The sequence below is a fragment of the Tsuneonella rigui genome, assembly GCF_003958625.1.
In the GTDB taxonomy this organism is placed as follows: Bacteria; Pseudomonadota; Alphaproteobacteria; order Sphingomonadales; family Sphingomonadaceae; genus Tsuneonella; species Tsuneonella rigui.
Map to the genome: position 1 here is coordinate 104708 of NZ_RSEL01000014.1, position 20446 is coordinate 125153.

Annotated in this window: 20 protein-coding genes; 15 read left to right on the forward strand and 5 right to left on the reverse strand. The window is 66.5% G+C overall.

Translation table 11 applies throughout. The features are described 5' to 3' along the window. Positions 1-9: 9 nt before the first annotated feature. Positions 10-798, reverse strand: coding sequence for an SDR family oxidoreductase (locus ELY12_RS06730; protein WP_126175927.1), 789 nt, complete (start codon positions 796-798; stop codon positions 10-12). A 58-nt stretch (positions 799-856) separates the two neighbouring features. Between ELY12_RS06730 and ELY12_RS06735 the strand changes: the two genes are divergently transcribed. Then, positions 857-1606, forward strand: a complete 750-nt coding sequence (locus tag ELY12_RS06735) for an SDR family NAD(P)-dependent oxidoreductase (protein WP_126175928.1) — start codon at positions 857-859, stop codon at positions 1604-1606. A gap of 143 nt (positions 1607-1749) precedes the next feature. Here ELY12_RS06735 and ELY12_RS06740 read toward each other — a convergent pair whose 3' ends face one another. Beyond that, positions 1750-2913 carry an acyl-CoA dehydrogenase family protein gene (locus ELY12_RS06740; protein ID WP_126175929.1) on the reverse strand — a complete coding sequence of 388 codons (1164 nt, stop codon included), beginning with the start codon at positions 2911-2913 and terminating at the stop codon, positions 1750-1752. Positions 2914-3006: 93 nt separating this feature from the next. Between ELY12_RS06740 and ELY12_RS06745 the strand changes: the two genes are divergently transcribed. Further along, positions 3007-3882 (forward strand): alpha/beta fold hydrolase, encoded by an 876-nt coding sequence (locus ELY12_RS06745; protein ID WP_126175930.1) that lies wholly within the window; start codon positions 3007-3009, stop codon positions 3880-3882. Between the two features lie 119 nt (positions 3883-4001). Then, positions 4002-4979 carry a PAS domain-containing protein gene (locus tag ELY12_RS06750; protein ID WP_241229757.1) on the forward strand — a complete coding sequence of 326 codons (978 nt, stop codon included), beginning with the start codon at positions 4002-4004 and terminating at the stop codon, positions 4977-4979. Here the strand turns inward: ELY12_RS06750 and ELY12_RS06755 are convergent, their stop codons facing one another. The 3 genes from ELY12_RS06755 to ELY12_RS06765 all read right to left on the reverse strand — a co-directional run bounded on the left by ELY12_RS06755 (position 4980) and on the right by ELY12_RS06765 (position 7360). Further along, positions 4980-5381, reverse strand: a complete 402-nt coding sequence (locus tag ELY12_RS06755) for a response regulator (RefSeq protein ID WP_126175931.1) — start codon at positions 5379-5381, stop codon at positions 4980-4982. Between the two features lie 69 nt (positions 5382-5450). Beyond that, complete coding sequence (locus ELY12_RS06760) at positions 5451-6599, reverse strand: CaiB/BaiF CoA transferase family protein (RefSeq protein WP_126175932.1); 1149 nt, start codon at positions 6597-6599, stop codon at positions 5451-5453. Next, positions 6599-7360 carry a crotonase/enoyl-CoA hydratase family protein gene (locus ELY12_RS06765; protein ID WP_126175933.1) on the reverse strand — a complete coding sequence of 254 codons (762 nt, stop codon included), beginning with the start codon at positions 7358-7360 and terminating at the stop codon, positions 6599-6601. The genes ELY12_RS06760 and ELY12_RS06765 overlap by 1 nt, the downstream gene beginning before the upstream one ends. Positions 7361-7457: 97 nt before the next feature. Between ELY12_RS06765 and ELY12_RS06770 the strand changes: the two genes are divergently transcribed. The 12 genes from ELY12_RS06770 (at position 7458) to phoU (ending at position 20446) form a co-directional block, all read left to right on the forward strand. Continuing rightward, on the forward strand, positions 7458-8711 hold the full coding sequence (locus tag ELY12_RS06770) for an acetyl-CoA C-acetyltransferase (protein WP_126175934.1): 1254 nt from the start codon (positions 7458-7460) through the stop codon (positions 8709-8711). A 4-nt stretch (positions 8712-8715) separates the two neighbouring features. After that, positions 8716-9642: an alpha/beta hydrolase gene (locus tag ELY12_RS06775; protein ID WP_126175935.1), complete on the forward strand. Its 927-nt coding sequence runs from the start codon at positions 8716-8718 to the stop codon at positions 9640-9642. Positions 9643-9729: 87 nt separating this feature from the next. Next, complete coding sequence (gene hppD, locus ELY12_RS06780) at positions 9730-10833, forward strand: 4-hydroxyphenylpyruvate dioxygenase (RefSeq protein ID WP_126175936.1); 1104 nt, start codon at positions 9730-9732, stop codon at positions 10831-10833. Continuing rightward, positions 10830-11396, forward strand: coding sequence for a VOC family protein (locus ELY12_RS06785; RefSeq protein ID WP_126175937.1), 567 nt, complete (start codon positions 10830-10832; stop codon positions 11394-11396). Before hppD ends, ELY12_RS06785 begins: the two co-directional genes overlap by 4 nt. Positions 11397-11448: 52 nt before the next feature. After that, the gene (gene wecC, locus ELY12_RS06790) at positions 11449-12750 is read left to right on the forward strand and encodes a UDP-N-acetyl-D-mannosamine dehydrogenase (protein ID WP_126175938.1); all 1302 of its coding nucleotides are present in this window, start codon (positions 11449-11451) and stop codon (positions 12748-12750) included. Between the two features lie 69 nt (positions 12751-12819). Further along, entirely contained in the window at positions 12820-14064 is a 1245-nt protein-coding gene (locus ELY12_RS06795; RefSeq protein ID WP_126175939.1) for a nucleotide sugar dehydrogenase, read from the forward strand. Between the two features lie 10 nt (positions 14065-14074). Beyond that, on the forward strand, positions 14075-15253 hold the full coding sequence (locus tag ELY12_RS06800) for an ATP-binding protein (protein ID WP_126175940.1): 1179 nt from the start codon (positions 14075-14077) through the stop codon (positions 15251-15253). A gap of 72 nt (positions 15254-15325) precedes the next feature. Beyond that, on the forward strand, positions 15326-16369 hold the full coding sequence (locus tag ELY12_RS06805; protein WP_126175941.1) for a substrate-binding domain-containing protein: 1044 nt from the start codon (positions 15326-15328) through the stop codon (positions 16367-16369). Between the two features lie 16 nt (positions 16370-16385). Further along, positions 16386-17771, forward strand: coding sequence for a phosphate ABC transporter permease subunit PstC (gene pstC, locus ELY12_RS06810; protein ID WP_126175942.1), 1386 nt, complete (start codon positions 16386-16388; stop codon positions 17769-17771). Next, positions 17764-19011 carry a phosphate ABC transporter permease PstA gene (gene pstA / locus ELY12_RS06815; protein ID WP_126175943.1) on the forward strand — a complete coding sequence of 416 codons (1248 nt, stop codon included), beginning with the start codon at positions 17764-17766 and terminating at the stop codon, positions 19009-19011. The genes pstC and pstA overlap by 8 nt, the downstream gene beginning before the upstream one ends. Then, the gene (gene pstB / locus ELY12_RS06820) at positions 19005-19784 is read left to right on the forward strand and encodes a phosphate ABC transporter ATP-binding protein PstB (RefSeq protein WP_126175944.1); all 780 of its coding nucleotides are present in this window, start codon (positions 19005-19007) and stop codon (positions 19782-19784) included. Before pstA ends, pstB begins: the two co-directional genes overlap by 7 nt. Further along, positions 19784-20446 (forward strand): phosphate signaling complex protein PhoU, encoded by a 663-nt coding sequence (phoU, locus tag ELY12_RS06825; RefSeq protein ID WP_206435785.1) that lies wholly within the window; start codon positions 19784-19786, stop codon positions 20444-20446. Before pstB ends, phoU begins: the two co-directional genes overlap by 1 nt.

Genomic DNA, 20446 nt, shown 5'->3' on the forward strand with positions numbered 1-20446 from the left:
CTTGGGGTGTCAGCTGAGACCCTTCGCAAAATCCATCCGCCCTGCATCTCCCACCGAGCTGCCGCCATCGACGTCTAGGATCGTGCCGGTGATGTAAGTCGCCGCCGGCGAACACAGGAACGCCGCGGCATCGGCGATCTCCTCGATCTCTCCCCAGCGCTTCAAAGGGATGCGCGCCTCGCTCGCCTCGCGCATGCCGGGCGGGGAGAGGCGCTCCATGCCCTCGGTCCCGGCGATCGGCCCGGGCGAGATTCCGTTGACGCGCACGTCCGGCCCCCACTCGATGGCGAGGGTGCGAACCACTTGGTTGACCCCCGCTTTCGCCGCGCAGGCGTGGATCTGCAGCGCCATCGCCTGGTCCGCCTGCCCGGCGGTGATCGCGATCAGTGAGGCGCCGGGCCGGTTGAGCAGGTCATGACACGCGCGCAGCGTGTTGAAGGTGCCGAGGAGGTCGATGTCGACCACCGTCTTGAACGCGTTGGCCGACATGCCGAGCGCGGGCGCCAGGAAATTGCCCGCCGCGCCGGCGACGACGATGTCGAGCGGCCCGAAGTCGCCCGCGGTCTGTTCCAGCGCAGCGCGGATCGCGGCGAAATCGCGCACGTCGGCCGACAGCCCCAGCGCGTCTGGACCGATCGCTCCAGCGGCCCGCGCCGCTTTGTCCGGATCGCGCCCGCACACTGCGACCTTGGCGCCCAATTGCGCGATCCGCTTGGCGATGCCGAGGTTGATCCCGCTGGTCCCGCCGGCGACGAACGCCACCTTGCCCTCGAGCAGCCCGTCCCGGAATGTCGTCATCGGCATCTCTCCCTTGCGCGCGCCCGGCGGCAGCGTAGCCTGCCCAGAGGAGGATGCAATGACGCCCGATCCGCTGTTCGATTTCACCGGCAAGGTCGCCCTGGTCACCGGCGGCAGCCGCGGCTTGGGGCGCGAGATGGTGCTCGCGCTCGCCCAGCGCGGCGCGGACGTGGTGATCGCCAGCCGCAAGCAGGACGCCTGCGACATAGTGGCGGAGGAAGTGAGCACGATGGGCCGCCGCGCGCTCGCCCATGCCGCGCACTGCGGGCGATGGGGCGAGATCGATGCGCTGATCGAGGCGGCCTACGGCGAATTCGGCCGGGTCGATATCCTCATCAACAACGCCGGCATGGGACCGGCAATGCCGAGCCACGAGGTGTCCGAGGCGCTGTTCGACAGCGTGCTCAACCTCAATTTCAAAGGCCCGTTTCGCCTCGCCAGCCAGGTCGCGCACCGCATGGCGCAAGGCGATGGCGGCGTCATCGTCAACGTCAGCAGCACCGCCTCGCTGCGGGCGATCCCGCAGGTCGTGCCCTATGCCGGGGCCAAGGCCGCGGTGAACGCGATGACCGTCAGCCTCGCCGCCGAGTACGCGCCCAAGGTCCGGGTCAATGCGCTCATCCCCGGTCCCTTCCTGACCGACATCGCCAACGCCTGGAGCGAGGACGCGCGGCGTGAGCAGCCCGTAGCGCTCGGCCGTCCGGGCGAACCGGCGGAGATCGTCACCGCCGCGCTGATGCTGGCGAGTCCGGCGTCGAGCTACACCACCGGTGCGCTGGTGCAGGTCGATGGAGGGCCGCGATACTAACCCCACAAAGTAGTACTTTGCGGGGACCCCGGACGAAGGAAAAGCACCGCCCCCGGATCAAGTCCGGGGCGACGGAGAACATAGGGCAGCAATCGCACTCAACGTCACCCCGGACTTGATCCGGGGTGGTGCTGCCTTCCTGCCTACATCGACCGCGCGATCAGCATCTTCATGATCTCGTTCGAGCCGCCGAAAATCCGCGTGATGCGGCTGTCGCGGAACATCTTCGCGATGGGATACTCGTTGATGTAGCCCCAGCCGCCGTGGAACTGCAGGCACTTGTCGACCACTTCGCCCTGCAGCTCGGTCAGCCAGTACTTCGCCATCGAGGCGGTGGTGACGTCCAATTCGCCGCGAAGCAGCTTGGCGATGCAGTCGTTGACGAACACCTTGGCCGCGGTGCCGCGCGCCTTCAGATCGGCGAGCACGAACTGGGTGTTCTGGAAGTCCCAGATGGTCTTGCCGAACGCCTTGCGCTGCTTGACGTATTCGACGGTGGTATCGAGCGCTTTCTCGATGGTCATCATCGCGCCGATCGCGATTGACAGTCGCTCCTGCGGCAGCTCGCCCATGAGCTGGTAGAAGCCCTTGCCCTCGACCCCGCCGAGCACGCTATCGGCGGGCAAGTACACGTCGTCGAAGAACAGCTCGCTGGTGTCGGCGGCGTCCTGGCCGATCTTGTCGAGCTTCTTGCCGCGCCGGAACCCCTCGGCCCCGTCGGTCTCGAGGCACATCAGGCTGATCCCCTTGTGCCCCTCGGTGGGATCGGTCTTGGCGACGACGATGATGAAGTTGGCGAGCTGCCCACTGGAGATGAAGGTCTTGGCGCCATTTAGGCGGTAGCCGTTGCCGTCCTTGGTGGCGGTGGTGGTGATGGCCTGAAGGTCCGAACCGACGCCCGGCTCGGTCATCGCGATCGCGCTGATCATCTCGCCGGAGACCAGCTTGGGCAGCCATTTCTTCTTCTGCTCCTCGGTCCCGTGACGGACGAGGTAGGGCAGGATGATGCAGTTGTGTAAGCTGGAGGCGAACCCGTCGACGCCCTTCTCGGCCTGCTGGTCGAGCAGCACGAGATCGTGGCGGAAGTCGCCGCCGTGGCCTCCGTATTCGACCGGCACCGTCATTCCGAGCAGGCCCGCCTGACCGGCCTCTTCCCAGAACGCGCGTTCGACCATCCCGTCCTCGCGCCACTTCTCCACCCGCTTCTGCGGCGCATGCTGTTCGAAGAACTTGCCCACCGCGTCGCGGAACACGGCGATCTCCTCGTCCTGCATGAACTCGGGATCGGGAACGTCGATGACGGGCATGGGGAGGTCCTCTCGTTGATTCTTGTGTTGGCCCGAGCGTATCAGCCGGGTAGCGATCCGCAACCGAATTTTCCGCTTACGTAAAGGGCAACGATGATCGAGCAGGGCCCCACTTCGCAGAGTTACATCAGCCAGCGCACGCGGCTGCACTACGCCGATTGGGGCAACCCCGACGCGCCGCCGCTGATCCTGCTCCACGGCGGGCGCGATCATTGCCGCAATTGGGACTGGACCGCGCAGGCGCTGCGCGACGAGTGGCACGTAATCTGCCCCGACCTGCGCGGCCACGGCGACAGCGAGTGGAACAACAACGGCGTCTACAACACGATGGGGTACGTCTACGACGTCGCCCAGCTCGTCCACCAATTGGGCCTCGCACCGGTGACGATCGTCGCGCATTCGCTGGGCGGCAATATCTCGACCCGCTACACCGGGCTCTATCCCGACAACGTCCGCCGGCTGGTCACCATCGAGGGCCTCGGCCCCAGCCCCAAGATGATCGAGCAGCGCCGCCAGCGCCCCTACGGCGACCAGTGGACCAGTTGGATCGACAAGAAGCGCGAGGCCTCGTCGCGCTCGGTGCGCAAGTACGCGACCTTTGAGGACTGCCTCGCGCGGATGCGGGAGGCGAACAGTTACCTCTCGGCCGAACAGGCCCGGCACCTCACGCTGCACGCAGTCATGCGCAACGAGGACGGCACCTTCAGCTGGAAGTTCGACCCCCACCTCCACGCCTGGCCGCCCGAGGACGTGCCGACCAAGGGGCAGCAGGCGCTGTGGGGCGCGATCACCTGCCCGACGCTGATGATCTACGGCGCGGACTCGTGGGCTTCGAACCCCGAAAAGGACGGGCGGTTGCAGTACTTTGGGCCTAACGTGAAGGTCAGCGAATATGAGCGCGCCGGCCACTGGGTGCACCACGACCGGTTCGAGGATTTCATCACCGAGGTGCGGGAGTTCATCTCTTAGTTGAGCTTCCCTTCGGGTTGATTTAGGTTGCAAAAGCGGGCCGGCTCTCCAAGTTTCGCCTTACCGCGGCGGAGAGACCCTGCTTGGAAAGTTCAATCGCTGACACCGCGGATTCCGCCGTGGGGCAAATCACCTTTCGCCAGCTTGCCGACGCCATGCCGCAGATGGTCTGGTCGACGCTGCCCGATGGTGCGCACGACTACTACAATGCGCAGTGGTACGCGTTCACGGGCGTAGAGCCGGGGTCGACCGATGGCGACGGCTGGAACGGAATGTTTCATCCCGACGACCAGCCGCGCGCATGGAAAGCGTGGAGCCGCAGCCTCGCGACCGGCGAGCCATACGAGATCGAGTACCGCCTGCGGCATCATTCGGGGGAATACCGCTGGACGTTGGGCCGCGCCTTGCCCGTCCGAGACGAGGGCGGCAGGATCATTCGCTGGGTCGGGACTTGCACCGATATCGACGAGCACAAGCGGACAGCCGAGCAGAACGAGATCCTCAGCCGAGAGCTCAGCCATCGGATCAAGAACATCTTTGCGGTGGTGAACGGGCTCATCGCACTTACCGCTCGGCAATTCCCGGCGATCAAGCCGCTCTCGGCACAGCTGCAGGGACGGATCGCATCATTGGGCAGGGCACACGACTATGCCCGACCACATAGCGACCGCAGCGCACCGCATCCCGGGCCGCAGACCCTCAAGGCTTTGCTAAAGCAAATTCTCAGCCCCTACCCCGCGATCGACGAGGGGCGGCTGGCGATCTCCGGCGACGATCTCAAAGTGGATGATCGCGGTGCTACCCCGATCGCTCTGGTGATCCACGAACTGGCGACCAACTCAGCAAAATATGGAGCGCTGTCGGTTCCGGAGGGACGGATAGAGCTGAATGTCTCGGTCGATAGCCAAGTACGGATCCAGTGGCAGGAGCGAGGTGGCCCACCCATCGCCTGCGAGCCCAAGGAATTCGGCTTTGGGACGAGGCTGTCCGAAATCAGCATCGAACAGCAGCTCGGTGGCAAGATCGAGCGCTCGTGGGACCGCGACGGTCTTACCGTTCAGATCGATGTCGCGAGGGACCGCCTGAGCCGCGGCTGATCAGCGGAAGCGCAGGACCGCGGCCGGGGCTTCTGCGGTTTCGTCTTCTCGAAAACGCAACGCGAAACGGGTTGCGGCGAGAAGCGTCTCTTCGTCTGTCGGCTTGGTCAGCACGCCGATGGTCCCGGCGACGCCATCTCCGAGCATGCGCGGGTTCGCGGTCACAAACAGCACTGCAGCATCGTACTCGTTCGCGAGCCGCTCGCCGATCTGCGGCCCGGTCAACCCGTCGCGCAAGTTGAGATCGACCAGCGCGAGGTCAATCGATTGCGAGGTATACTCCATGGCACCCGCGAGATCAGCGGCGATGCCGAGGACGCGATAGCCGTTTTCTTCGAGGATGCTCTGCATCTCGAGCGCGACGAGAAATTCGTCTTCGACGATGAGGATGGACGCGGACATTAGGTAGTCAAAATCCGAAAGCCGGGTTTCAGTTCCGAACTGTTTTCAACCTCAAACCCCGCTGGATTGTCAAGCGATGGTCTCGCCTTTGCGCAGCTCCGCGATGGCAACGTCGTTCATGCCGATGGCGCGAAGGATACCGTCGCTCTGGTCCCCTGGCATCGGAGCGGGCTGCGGAGTGGCGGTCGCGGTGGCCGAGTAGCGCGGCGCAGGTGCGGGCTGCATCTCGCCCCCGACGTCGATGAAGGTCCCGCGCGCCTGGTTGTGGGGGTGCTCATAGGCCTCGCTCATCGTCAGCACCGGGGCGTAGCAGACGTCGGAGTGCTCCATCAGCGCATCCCATTCGGCGCGGGTCTTGCTCTTGAACAGCGCGGTGAGCTTGTCCTTGAGCGCGCCCCATTGGCCGCGGTCGTGCTGGGCGTCGAAGTCCTTGTCCTCAGCGAGGCCGGCGCGGGCGCGGAGCTCGGCGTAGAACTGCGGTTCGATGCTGCCGATCGAGACGAACTTGCCGTCCGCCGTCTCATAGGTGTCGTAGAAGTGCGCGCCGGTATCGAGCATGTTGACGCCGAGGTCTTCCGACCACACGCCCATCGCCTTCATCCCGTGCATCATGCTCATCAGGATCGCGGTGCCGTCGGTCATCGCGGCGTCGATCACCTGCCCCTCGCCCCCGCGTGCGACGTTGAGCAGCGCCGAGACCATTCCGAAGGCGAGCATCATCCCGCCGCCGCCGAAGTCGCCGACCATGTTGATCGGCGGGGTCGGCTTGCCGCCCGCGCGCCCGAAGTGCGCCAGCGCGCCGGCGAGCGCGATGTAGTTGATGTCATGCCCGGCGTAGGGCGCGTAAGGACCCGTCTGGCCCCAGCCGGTCATGCGGCCGTAGACGAGCTTGGGATTGTCGGCGAGCAGTTCCACCGGGCCCAGCCCCAGCCGCTCCATCACCCCGGGACGGAAGCCTTCGATGATCCCGTCGGCGCTGGCGGCGATCTTGCGCGCTAGCGCGACACCCTCGGCGCTCTTCAGGTCGATCGCGATCGACTTGCGGCCGCGGGCGAGCACGTCCTTGCTGGTCACCGGTTGCGACCCGCCGCGCGAGCCGCTGGCGCGGTCGATGCGGATCACCTCGGCGCCGTGATCGGCGAGCATCATCCCGCAGAACGGACCCGGGCCGATGCCGGCGAATTCGACGATGCGGATGCCGTCCAGCGGGCCGGGCATTACTTGCCCTTCCAGTTGGGCGCGCGCTTCTCGGCGAAGGCGAGGCTGCCCTCGCGCGCGTCCTCGCTCATGAATACCTGCGGCATCAGTTCGCCCTGCTTCTGCCAGCGCTCGGCGTGGCTCCAGCCGGGGGATTCGTTGATCACCTGCTTCGACACGCGCACCGCGACCGGGCCGTTGGCGGTGACCGCCTTGGCCAGTTCCAGCGCCCCATCGAGCGCCGATCCCTCGGTCACGCGGTTGATCAGGCCGAGGTCGTAGGCGCGCTGGGCATCGATGAAGTCGCCGGTCAGCGCCAGCTCCATCGCAATCTTGGGCGGGATCATCGCCGGCAGCTTGACCAGCCCGCCCGCCGCCGCGGCGAGCCCGCGCTTGGCCTCGGGAATGCCGAACTTGGCCTTGGAATTGGCGACGACGAGGTCGCACGAGATCATCAGCTCGAACCCGCCGGCGAGCGCGTAGCCCTCGACCGCGGCGATCAGCGGCTTGACCGGGCCCTTCTCGGTGATTCCGCCGAACCCGCGGCCCTCGACGCTCGGCCGTTCGCCGCGCAGGAAGCCCTTGAGGTCCATCCCCGAGCAGAATGTCCCGCCCGCCCCGGTGAGGATCGCGACCCGGAGGCTGTCGTCGCTGTCGAGCCGGTCCATCGCATCGGCAATGCCTTGCGCGGCGGAGGCGTTCATCGCGTTCTTCGCCTCGGGCCGGTTGATGGTGACGATCAGCACGCCGTCACGGACTTCGGTCAGCAGTTCCTCGCTCACAGCGACTCTCCCATTTCGCTTTGCAACTTGTCTTGTGCAGCTTGTCGGCACGGTTTACGTTTCCGTCAACCTGATTCCCCACACGAGAGGATTTCCGATGCCCGAAGCCTACATCATCGACGCGGTGCGCACCCCCCGGGGCATCGGCAAGCCGGGCAAGGGCGCGCTCTCGCACCTCCACCCGCAGCACCTCGCCGCGACGGTGCTGACCGCGATCAAGGAGCGCAACCACCTCGACACCAGCACGGTTGACGACATCGTCTGGTCGACCAGCAGCCAGAACGGCAAGCAGGGCGGCGACCTCGGGCGCATGGCGGCGCTTTCGGCGGGCTACGACGTCAAGGCGAGCGGGACCACGCTCGACCGCTTCTGCGGCGGCGGCATTTCTTCGGTGAACTTCGCGGCCGCCTCGGTCATGTCGGGCATGGAGGACTGCGTCATCGCCGGCGGCACCGAGATGATGAGCTACACCGCCGCCCACGCCGCAGAACAGGCCAACGCCGGCCTCCCGCCGCGCCTGATGGGCAGCGGGCACGAGGCGCTCGACGAACTGCATCCGCAATCGCACCAAGGCGTGTGCGGCGATGCCATCGCCACCATCGAGGGCATCGACCGCAAGGCGCTTGACGACCTAGCGCTGGTCAGCCAGCAGCGCGCCGACCGCGCGATCAAGGAAGGCCGCTTCGACAAGAGCGTGGTGCCGGTGAAGAACCCGGACGGTTCGATCGCGCTCGACCGGGAGGAGTTCCCCCGCCCTGAGACGACCGCCGAGGGCCTCGCCGCGCTGCAGCCGAGCTTCGGCAAGCTGGCCGATTTCGAAATCGGCGGGACCACCTTCCGCAAGCAGATCAACCGCCGCTATCCCGATCTCGAGATCCAGCACTTCCACCACGCCGGCAACAGCTCGGGCGTGGTCGACGGCGCGGCGGCGCTGCTGATCACCTCGCCCGACTATGCGCAGAAGAACGGCCTCAAGCCGCGCGCGCGCATCGTCGCCTACGCCAACCAGGGCGACGACCCCACGCTGATGCTCAACGCCCCGGTCCCGGCGGCGAAGAAGGTGCTCGAGAAGGCCGGTCTCAAAAAGGACGACATCGACGTGTGGGAGATCAACGAGGCGTTCTCGGTGGTCGCCGAGAAGTTCATCCGGGACCTCGATCTCGACCGCGAGAAGGTTAACATCAACGGCGGCGCGATGGCGCTGGGACACCCGATCGGCGCCACCGGCTCGATCCTTGTCGGCACGGCGCTCGACGAACTCGAGCGCTCGGGTGGGCGCTACGGCCTCATCACTATGTGCGCCGCGGGCGGCATGGCCCCGGCAGTGATCATCGAGCGCATCGACGGCTAAGTCGATGAGCACCCGCCACCTCGTCGATGCGGACATCGCGCCGCTGCTCGACGTGATGCCGCCGACCGACTGGTCGACGCCGATTCCGGAACTGCGCGCGATGTCGCGCTGGGAGCTGCCGCCGCCGGTCATCGCGCCGGAGGTGCGGACGATCGACGGGCCAAACGGTCCGGTCGAGGTCTACCTGTTCGTCCCCGCCGAGCGGCAGGGCAGCGGCGCGGTGTTACACATCCACGGCGGCGGGATGATCATGGGCTCGGTCGCCACGTTCCAGGCCGGCCCGGCGGGGCTGGCGCAGAACCTCGGCGTGCCGGTTGCCTCGGTCGAGTACCGGCTGGCGCCCGAACATCCTTTTCCCGCCCCGCAGGAGGATTGCTACGCGGCGCTCAAGTGGCTGTCGGGTGAGGCCGAGGCGCTCGGTATCGATGCGGCCAAAATCGTCGTCGCGGGCGAAAGCGCGGGCGGCGGCCTCGCCGCTGCGGTCGCGTTGATGGCGCGCGATCGCGGCGGGCCGCCGCTGGCGGGGCAGGTGTTGACCTACCCCATGCTCGACCACCGCACCGGCGGCCCGGACTGCCAGTGGAAGAACCCCGGCGTCGGCGAGTTCGTGTGGACGCCCGAGGGCAACCGCATCGGCTGGGGCGCGCTCAAGGGCGATTACGCTGCCGACGACGACCGTAAGGGCTGGTTCTCGCCCGCCTTGGCCGACGACCTGTCAGGACTTCCGGCGACGTGGATCGGCACCGGCAGCCTCGACCTCTTCTTCGACGAGGATCTCGACTACGCGCGCCGCCTCGCCGCGGCCAGGGTTCCGGTCGAGCTGCACAGCTATCCGGGCGCGGTGCACGCGTTCAATCTCGTGCCCGAGGCCGGCATCAGCAAGCAGTTCAACGCCGACATGCTCGGCGCACTATCACGCATGGTCGCCTGAGCGCGCCAACCGGGCGCGCCAGACTCGACATCGGGCCGCTCCGCTGCTATCTAGTTTCACAAGAAACTAATGCGCGGAGACCCTGACATGGCCGACCTGTTCGAGAACCCCGTTGGCCTCGACGGCTTCGAATTCGTCGAGTTCTGCGCGCCCGAGAAAGGCATGCTCGAACCGGTGTTCGAGAGCATGGGCTTCGCGCATGTCGCCAACCACCGCTCGAAGGACGTCCAGCTGTGGCGCCAGGGGGGCATCAACCTGATCGCCAACTACGAACCGCGCAGCGCCGCGTGGTTCTTCGCCCGTGAGCACGGTCCCAGCGCGTGCGGCATGGGCTTCCGCGTTCGCGACGCGCGCAAGGCCTATGCGCTGCTGCTCGAGAAGGGTGCCGAGCCGGTGCAGGTCGAAACCGGCCCGATGGAACTCCACATCCCGGCGATCCGCGGCATCGGCGGCGCGATCGTGTACCTGGTCGACCGCTACGAGGGTAAGACCGGCGACGACGATCTCACCATCTACGACATCGACTTCGAGTACCTGCCGGGCGTCGAACGCCGCCCCGAGGGCGCGGGCTTCAGTCACATCGACCACCTGACGCACAACGTCTACGGCGGGCGGATGAAGTTCTGGGCGGACTATTACGAGACGCTCTTCAACTTCCGCGAGATCCGCTACTTCGACATCAAGGGCGAATACACCGGCCTCACCTCCAAGGCGCTAACCGCGCCCGACGGCAAGATCCGCATCCCGCTCAATGAGGAAGGCGAAGGCGGCAAGGGCCAGATCGAGGAATTCCTGCGCGAATTCAACGGCGAGGGCATCCAGCACATCGCGCTCATCTGCGACGACCTCGTGCCCGCATGGGACAAGCTCAAGGCGTACGGCGTGCCGTTCATGACCGCCCCGCCGGAAACCTACTACAAGATGCTCGACGAGCGCCTGCCCGGCCACGGCGAGGACGCGAGTGCGCTCAAGACCCGCGGCATTCTTCTCGACGGCACCACCGAGGGCGGTTCGCCCCGCCTGCTGCTGCAGATCTTCGCCCAGGCGCAGGTCGGGCCGGTGTTCTTCGAATTCATCCAGCGCAAGGGCGACGAAGGCTTCGGCGAAGGCAACTTCAAGGCGCTGTTCGAGAGCATGGAACGCGACCAGATCGAGCGCGGCGTGCTGCAGGTCGAGGAGCCGGCGGAATGAGCGCTCATCCGGTACAGCTCGGCGGAATCCATCATGCGGCATACCGCTGCAAGGACGCCAAGGAGACGGTCGAATGGTACGGCCGCGTGCTCGGCATGGACTACACCACCGCCTTCGCCGAGGATCACGTCCCCTCGACCGGTGACTACGATCCCTACATGCACGTGTTTCTGGATGCGGGTAACGGCAACGTGCTCGCGTTCTTCGAACTGCCCAACCAGAAGGACATGGGCCGCGACGAGAACACTCCCGCGTGGGTCCAGCACCTGGCGTTCAAGGTCGGCAGTGAGGACGAGCTGCTCGCGGCGAAGAAGCACGTCGAGGCGCAGGGGATCGACGTGCTCGGCCCGACCCATCACGGTATCTTCAAGTCGATCTATTTCTTCGATCCCAACGGTCACCGCGTGGAGCTCGCCGCCGACATCGGCACAGACGAGCAGTATGCCGAACTGAAGCGCGTGGCGCCGATGATGCTCGACGAGTGGAGCCAGACCAAGAAGGCCCCCCGCCACGCCGACTGGCTGCACAAATTGGCGCGCGAGGAGCACGCCCAGAAGGACTAGGGCCGGGGGTAGCGTTACCGCTCTGTTTACCCCTCGCCGCTAGAGCGGGGGCATGCGCGGCGAGAACAAACCGGAAGTCTGTGTTATCGGCCTTGGCTACATCGGCCTGCCGACCGCGGCGATCATCGCCCGGGCCAACTGCCGGGTGACCGGGATCGACGTGTCGCAACACGTGGTTGACACGATCAACCGGGGCGAAATCCATATCGAGGAAGTCGATCTCGACGGCCTAGTACAGGGCGTCGTCCAGCGCGGGATGCTGACCGCGTCGGCCGAGATCGTGCCGGCCGACGTGTTCGTGATCGCGGTGCCTACTCCGTTCGAGAAGGACGGCCAGCACACCCCCGACATCAGTTACGTGATCGCTGCCGCCACCAGCCTCGCCGCGGTGCTCAAGAAGGGCGACTGCGTAATCCTCGAATCGACCTCGCCCGTCGGCACCACCGAGGCGTTGCGCGATCGGCTGGCGGCGCTGCGGCCCGACCTCAAGATGCCGGGCCTGACTGCGGAAACGCCTGACGTATCGATCGCCTATTGCCCCGAGCGGGTGCTGCCCGGCCGCATCCTCGAGGAATTGACGCACAACGACCGCTCGATCGGCGGGATTACCCCGCGCTGCGCCCGCAAGGCGCTGGCGTTCTACAAGCTGTTCGTGCGCGGCACCTGCATCACGACCGACGCCCGCAGCGCCGAGATGACCAAGCTGGTCGAGAACGCCTACCGCGACGTCAATATCGCCTTCGCCAACGAGCTTTCGATGATCGCCGACCGCATGGGCCTCGACGTGTGGGAGGTGATCCGTCTCGCCAACCGCCACCCCCGGGTGAACATCCTCCAGCCCGGCCCGGGCGTGGGCGGACACTGCATCGCGGTCGATCCCTGGTTCATCGTCAGCAGCGCGCCGGAGGAGGCGAAAGTCATCCGCACCGCGCGCGAGGTCAACGACGCCAAGATGCACCACGTATTGGCCCAGGCGACCGAACTGATCGAAGCCAACCCAGGCGTCCCGGTCGCCTGCCTCGGCCTCGCCTTCAAGGCCAACATCGACGACTTCCGCGAGAGCCCGGCGCGCTTCGTCGCCGCCAATCTGGCGCGCAAGTTCGGCAACAGGGTGCGGATCGTCGAACCCTATGCCGCGGAGCTGCCGCTCGAGTTCACCGACACCGGCGCGACATTGGTCGACATCGACACCGCGCTCGAAACCTGCGGCGTGCTGATAGTGCTAGTCGACCACGACGTGTTCCGCGTGGTCCCGGCCGAGGAGCGGACTGGCGCAGCGGTCTACGATACACGGGGCATCTGGCCCGACACGGCGCGCGCCCAGCCGGCGCCGCACATCCGCCTCGCCAGCTAGGCGATTGCCAGCACGGGGCGGGACCGGTAGTCCCGCGCCCGAATACATCCGATTTGGGCGGGACCGGTCTTGAAAGTCGTCATCTTCGGTCTCGGCTATGTCGGCTGCACCGCCGCGGGCTGCATCGCCAGCCAAGGCCACCAGGTCATCGGCATCGATGTCAGCCAAACCAAGGTCGATGCGATCAACGCCGGCCGCTCGCCGATCCACGAGCCCGGTTTAGCGGAACTGATCGCCGAGGCCCGCGCCTCGGGGCTGATCGAAGCACGCCTCGCGATCGGTGATGCGCTCGAAGGGGCTGACATCGCGATCGTCTGCGTCGGCACGCCGAGCGGTGTCGATGGCGCGCACAACATGGGCTTCATCGCGCAAGTCACGCGCGACATCGCCGCGAACCTGGATGCCAAGCGCGCGGGTCCGCTGACGGTCGCTTACCGTTCGACCATGCGGCCGGGGACGACTGAACAATTGATCCGCCCTATCTTCCGCACCGCGCTCGGCGAGGCGGCGGATCAGGTGATCGAACTGGTCTACAATCCCGAATTCCTGCGCGAGGCGAGCGCGATCGCCGACTATTTCGCCCCGCCCAAGATCGTCATCGGCACGCTCGACGGGCGCGCCTCGCCCGCGATGGACCGCTTGCACGAGGGGATCGACGCGCCGACCTTCCACGTCGGCATCCGCGAAGCCGAGGTGACCAAGTTCGTCGATAACACCAAGCCGTTCCGCAGCTTTGCGCAGGAGACCACTGCCCTGCTCGCGCTCACCGCGGGAGACAGCGCGGCAGCGCGGGATGAAGCGCAACGGCTGGTGCGGCGTCGGCCAATGCCGGCCGAGCATCTGTTTGCACTCGGGTTGGCGGAGATGCGCAGCGGGCACCCGCAGGCCTTCGCCGCCGACTTCCGCGCGGCCTCGACCCGCGGCTGGCGCTTTTCTCCGCTACAGGTGACTGCGGCCCAGGCCGCCTTGGCGAACGGCGACGTCAAGGGCGCGGCGAACCGGGTGGCAGCGCTCTGGGCGGCGGACAGCGGCAACGCGCTGCTGCCGAGCATCACCAAGACATTGCTCGCAGTGCCCGGCGGTCCCGAGGCGTTCGCCGTGCCGCTCGCGCAGACGCACGTGTGGTCGGCGAACTTTCTCGGCGCAGCACCCGGCTTGGTCGAGCCGCCGATCGCTTTGCGCACCGTGCTCGCCGCCCAGCGGGCTGGAGCGCGGTTCGATTGCTTGGCGCTAACAACTTTTCGACAGGGTTTGGCGGCCCGCGGACTTTCGGCGCCCGCACAGGACCTCGCCTGCACGCCGGCTGCCAGTTAGAGACACGACGATGTCCTCAATTCGATCCCTTCCGGTGGCGGGTATCGTGCTTGCGCTGGTCACCGGGGCCGTGATGGCGATAGCCGGCACCAACTTGCTGCTCGTGCTCGCGGCGATGCTGGTGTGGATCGCCTCGCTGTGGCTGGCGCAACCGGCGCCGGTGGTGGTTCCGCCCGAGGAGCGAGAGGGTGTCCAGCTCACTCCCACCGGAATGCGCGACCTGATCGAGCATTCCGGCGTTGCGATGGCGATCCTCGACGGCAACCGCATCATCGTCGCCAACAATGAAGCGCGCGAGGCGCTGGGGCCGCACGTCGTCGGCCAGGACGCGCGCGTGGCCTTCCGCCATCCAGCAGCGGTCGACCTGCTCAACCGCACCACCGGCGGCAGCGCCACCATCCAGGGCCTGACCGGTCCGCAGACCAGTTGGCAGATGACCCGCCAGCCGTTCGACGACCGCTTTGCCCTCGTTGAACTGATCAACCGCACCGCCGAGATCGACATCAGCCGCGCGCACACCGATTTCGTGGCCAACGCCAGCCACGAGCTGCGCACCCCGCTCGCCTCGATCATCGGCTATGTTGAGACGCTGATCGACGGGCGCGAGACGATCGAGCGCGAGCAATCGGAGCGGTTCCACACAACGGTCCTGCGCGAAGCCAAACGGCTGCAGACGCTGGTCGCCGACCTCATGTCGCTGTCACAAATCGAGGCGGAGAAGCATGATCAGCCGCGCGAGGAACTCGATCTTGTAGCCCTCTCCCGGCGCGCCGCGCGCGATGGCGCCGGACCCAACAATGAGCGACTGCGATTTACTGGTCAAAGCGCGCCGCTGATCGTGCGTGGCGACATGAAGCAGCTTGAGCAATTGGTGCGCAACCTGATCGAGAACGCGATCAAATACGGGCGCGACGGCACCGAAGTCTCGGTCGATCTTGAGAACGACGGCCGGGGCATGGCGGTGCTGAAGGTGCGCGACCATGGGGACGGGATTCCATCCGAGCACATCCCCCACCTGACCCGCCGCTTCTACCGGGTCGATCCCGGTCGCAGCAAGGCGACCGGCGGCACCGGACTCGGGCTCGCGATCGTCAAGCACATCGTCGAGCGACATCGGGGCCGGCTCGATATCGCGAGCCGGGTTGGCGATGGCACCATCATCACGGTGAAGATCCCGCTCGCCGGTTAGCTTTGCGACACGTGGCTGTCGTCAAACTGTAACATGAGGGCCCTAGTCGCGGCGGCGAACAAGGGGACTCCCATGACCACGAAGCATCATATCCTGCTCGCCCTCCTCGGCACCGCCGCGCTGTCCGCCTGCGGCGGCGGTGCCAGCGAAGGGACCCGCGAATCGGTTCGCGCGGTCGGCTCGTCGACCGTCTATCCGTTCGCCAAGCTGGTGGCGGAGAACTTCACCAAGTCGAACGCCGACTTCGCCTCCCCGATCATCGAATCGACCGGCACCGGCGGCGGCATCGAGTTGTTCTGCCAGGGCGTCGGCGCGGCCACGCCCGACATCGCCAACGCCTCGCGCCGGATGAAGGCGAGCGAGTACGAGAAGTGCAAGAAGAACGGCGTGACCGAGATCACCGAGATCCAGGTCGGCCTCGACGGCATCGCCTTCGCTTCCAAGAAGGGCGGGATCGACATGAACCTGACCCCGGAAATGGTCTACCGCGCGCTGGCGGCCAATCCCTACGGCAAGAAGAACACCGCCAAGACCTGGCGCGACGTCTATCCGTCGCTGCCCGCCAAGCCGATCCTGGTCTACGGCCCGCCCTCGACCTCGGGCACGCGTGACGCGCTCAAGGAACTGATCCTGGTCGCCGGGTGCGACGCGAACGCGGAGATGAAGGCGCTCAAGGACAGCGACAAGGACAAGCACGAGCAGATCTGCACCGAAGTGCGCGACGACGGCGCCTACGTCGATCAGGGCGAGCAGGACAACCTGATCGTCCAGAAGATCGAGGGCAACGCGGACGCGATCGGCGTGTTCGGCTACTCGTATCTTGAAGAGAACATGGACCAGATCCACGGCCTCAAGATGAACGGGGTCGAGCCGACCTACGAGAACATCGCCAGCTTCACCTACCCCGGTGCCCGGCCGCTGTTCATCTACGTCAAGAACGCCCACCTCGATGCGATCCGCGGCTTGCGGGAGTTCGTCGGCGAGTGGACCAAGTCGTGGAGCAAGGACGGCCCGCTCGCGAAGATCGGCCTCGTCGCCAGCCCGGCCGACGTGGCGGCGAAGAGCCAGGCGGCGGCGACCCAGTTCACCCCGCTCGCCGCGACCGAACTGAAGTAGCCGGCGCAACCGCACGATGTCGCCGAGTTTGCTGCTATTACTGGCCCTCGGGCTAGGGCTGGCCGCGTGGCTGGCGGCGCGTGCGCGCGCGTGGAGCTTCCGCCGGAGCGCACCGACGGTGCGCCTGTCCGCCCTGCCCGCGTACCACGGCTGGTACGTGGCACTGTGGGTGATCGTGCCGGCGGGTCTGTTCGCGCTGATCTGGAGCGCGGTTGCGCCGCAGCTGGTGCTCAATTCGGTGCTGAGCGATCCCGCCGCGGCCAGCTTACCGCCGTTCGGGATGCAGCGGGCAACCATTTTGGCCGAAGCGCGCGCTGTTGCGACGGGTGCCGCACCGGGTGTCTTCAACCCCGCCGGTCGCGCAATGGTGGAACCTTTCCGCGAAGCAATCGGGCGGTTCGACCTGATCGGCCTCGCCGCGCTATTGGTGTTCGCATTCCTCGGCGGCGCGTGGGCGTTCGTCCGACTCAAGCCCGATTTCGCCGCGCGCGTGAAGGTCGAGCGGGCGGTGATGGCGGCGCTGGTGCTCGCCTCGCTGGTGGCGATCCTGACCACGCTCGGCATCTTTCTCAGCCTCGTGTTCGAAACCAGCCGCTTCTTCGGCATGGTGAGCCCGGTCGACTTTCTGTTCGGCACCCACTGGGCGCCTGATCCGATGAGCCGCGCAGAGGTGGTCGACGGCTCGCGCTACGGCGCCCTGCCGCTATTCTGGGGCACGATCTACATCGGCGCGATCATCGCCATGCTGGTCGCGATCCCGCTCGGCCTGATGAGCGCGATCTACCTCACTCAGTACGCCAGTCCGCGGTGGCGCAAGTGGCTTAAGCCGACGCTCGAGATCCTCGCCGGCGTGCCGACTGTGGTCTACGGCTATTTCGCCGCGCTGACGGTCGCCCCATTGGTGCGCGACGCGGCACAAGCACTCGGCGTCGCGAACGCATCGAGCGAAAGCGCGCTCGCCGCCGGTCTCGTCATGGGCGTGATGATCATTCCTTTCGTCTCCTCGATGGCCGACGATTCCATCGCCGCGGTCCCGCAGGCGATGCGCGACGGCAGCCTGGCGATGGGCGCGACCACCAATGAGACGATCCGCCGCGTGCTGATCCCCGCCGCCCTACCCGGCATCGTCGCCGGCGTGATGCTCGCGGTGAGCCGGGCGATCGGCGAGACGATGATCGTGGTGATGGCCGCGGGTGCCGCCGCCAACCTGTCGGCGAATCCGCTCGACTCGATGACCACCGTCACCTTCCAGATCGTCGCCATGTTGACCGGCGAAGGCAGCTTCGATCACCCGGCCACGCTCAGCGCTTTCGCGCTCGGGTTCGTGCTGTTTCTGGTGACGCTGGCGCTCAATTTTGTCGCCCTGCGCGTCGTCAAGCGGTTCCGTGAAGCCTATGAGTGAGGTCGCCACCACGCGCACGCCGGCCTTCGAGGCGCGGCTGAAGAAACGCTACGCGGCCGAGCGCCGCTTCCGCCTTGCTGGCCTCGGCGCGATCCTGTTCTCGGTCGCGGTGCTGGTGTTCCTGCTCGGCACGATGACGTTCAACGGGATCGGCGGCTTCCAGCGCGCGACGCTGAGCGTACCGGTCGACTTCGACCAGGTCGGGCTCAGCTTGCCACCGGGTGTGTCGGACACCGGCGCGGTATCGCGCGCGCTGGAAGGACAAGGCTTGCCCGACCTCGTCCAGTTCAGCGTCGAGCGCGCGCTCGGCAAGCAGGCGGCGGCGGAGCTCAACTCCGATGCCTGGCGCCTAGTCGCCGAACAGGTCGCGGAGGATCCGGCGCTGCTCCAGGGCACGCATACTTTCGACCTACCGGTCACCGAGAACTTCGCCTCGGCGCTCGCCGGCGACGGGCATGCCGAACTGCAGCCGCTCGCCCGCCAGCTCGCCGCGCAGGAAAAGCTGGAGCGCAGCTTCGACGCCGGCTTCCTGACCCGTTCCGACGCGACCGATCCGCAGCAGGTCGGCATCTGGGGCGCGCTCAAGGGCTCGATCCTGACCATGATCGTGACCCTCGCCCTCGCCTTTCCGATCGGCGTGCTGGCCGCGCTCTATCTTGAGGAATACGCACCGCGGAACCGCTGGACCGACCTGATCGAGGTTTCGATCAACAATCTCGCCGCGGTCCCCTCGATTATCTTCGGCCTGCTCGGCCTCGCCCTGTTCCTCGGCGTGTTTCCGCACATGCGTTCCGCCCCGCTGATCGGCGGCATGACGCTGGCGCTGATGACGATGCCGGTGATCGTTATCGCCGGGCGCAATGCAATCAAGGCGGTTCCGCCCTCGATCCGCGACGGGGCGATGGCCCTGGGCGCCTCGCCGGTGCAGGTCGTGTTCCATCACGTGCTGCCGCTCGCCCTTCCCGGCATCCTGACCGGCACGATCATCGGCATGGCGCGCGCGCTGGGCGAGACCGCGCCGCTGCTGATGATCGGCATGCGCGCCTTCGTCGCAACGCCGCCCGATGGCTTTACCAATCCGGCGACTGTGCTGCCGGTGCAGATCTTCCTGTGGTCGGACGAGATCGACCGCGGCTTCGTCGAGCGCACCAGCGCGGCGATCATCGTGCTATTGCTGTTCCTCCTCCTGATGAACGGCGTGGCGATCTACCTGCGAAACAAATTCGAGAAGAAATGGTGACCGACAGCTCCTCCCCCGACGCCAAGATGCGCACGCGCGACGTGTCGGTGTTCTACGGCGCGAAGCAGGCGGTGGATTCAGTCTCGATCGACATCCACAGCGAATACGTGACCGCCTTCATCGGCCCATCGGGCTGCGGCAAATCGACCTTCCTGCGCGCGCTCAACCGGATGAACGACACCATCCCCAGCGCGCGGGTTGAAGGCTGCATCGAACTGGACGGCGAGGACATCTACCGCTCCAGCATGGACGTGGTGCAGCTCCGCGCGCGGGTCGGCATGGTGTTCCAGAAGCCCAACCCGTTTCCCAAGTCGATCTACGAGAACATCGCCTACGGCCCGCGCATCCACGGCCTCGCCGAGGGCAAGCAGGAGCTCGATGCGATCGTCGAGAAATCGCTCCGCCGCGCGGGCCTGTGGGACGAGGTGAAAGATCGCCTGAGCGATTCCGGCACCGCGCTGTCGGGCGGCCAGCAGCAACGGCTGTGCATCGCGCGTGCGATCGCCGTACAGCCCGAAGTGATCCTAATGGACGAGCCTTGCTCCGCGCTCGATCCGATCGCCACCGCGCGGATCGAAGAGCTGATCGACGAGCTGCGCGGTCGCTATGCGATCGTCATCGTTACGCACTCGATGCAGCAGGCCGCGCGCGTCTCGCAGCGGACTGCTTTCTTTCACCTGGGGAAGATGGTCGAATACGGCCACACCTCGGACATCTTCACCAATCCCCGCGAGGAGCGGACCAAGGATTACATCACAGGCAGGTACGGCTGATGGCGGACCACACAGTCAAGGCGTTCGACGAGGACATCACCCGCCTGCGCGGGCTGATCGCGGAAATGGGCGGACTGGCGCAGCTCGCAATCAGCGATGCCATGCAGGCGCTGATCAGCGGCGACGAGAAGCTGGCGGGCGAAGTGGTCGAGCGGGATCGCAAGCTCGACCAGCTCGAAAGCGAAGTCGATGCGCTCGCCATCCGCACCATCGCGCTGCGTGCGCCAATGGCGGACGACCTGCGCGAGATCATCGCGGCGCTGAAGATCGGCGGCGTGCTCGAGCGGATCGGCGACTACGCCAAGAACATCGCCAAGCGCGTCGGCGACATCGAGAGCCGCGCGAAGTTCGAGCCGCTGACGTTGCTGCCCGCGATGGCCGACATCGCTGCCGCGATGGTGCACGATGTCCTCACCGCGTTCGCCGCGCGCGACCCGGTGCTGGCGCGCGAGGTGATCGAGCGCGACGACAAGGTCGACGCATTCTACGACAGCATCTTCCGCAACCTCGTCAGCTACATGGTGGAGAATCCGGCGACCATCAGCACCGCCGCGCAGCTCCTATTCGTCGCGCGCAACATCGAGCGGATCGGCGATCACGCGACCAACGTCGCCGAGATGGTCCACTTCGCGGCGCTCGGCACCTATCCGGTCGATCGCTGA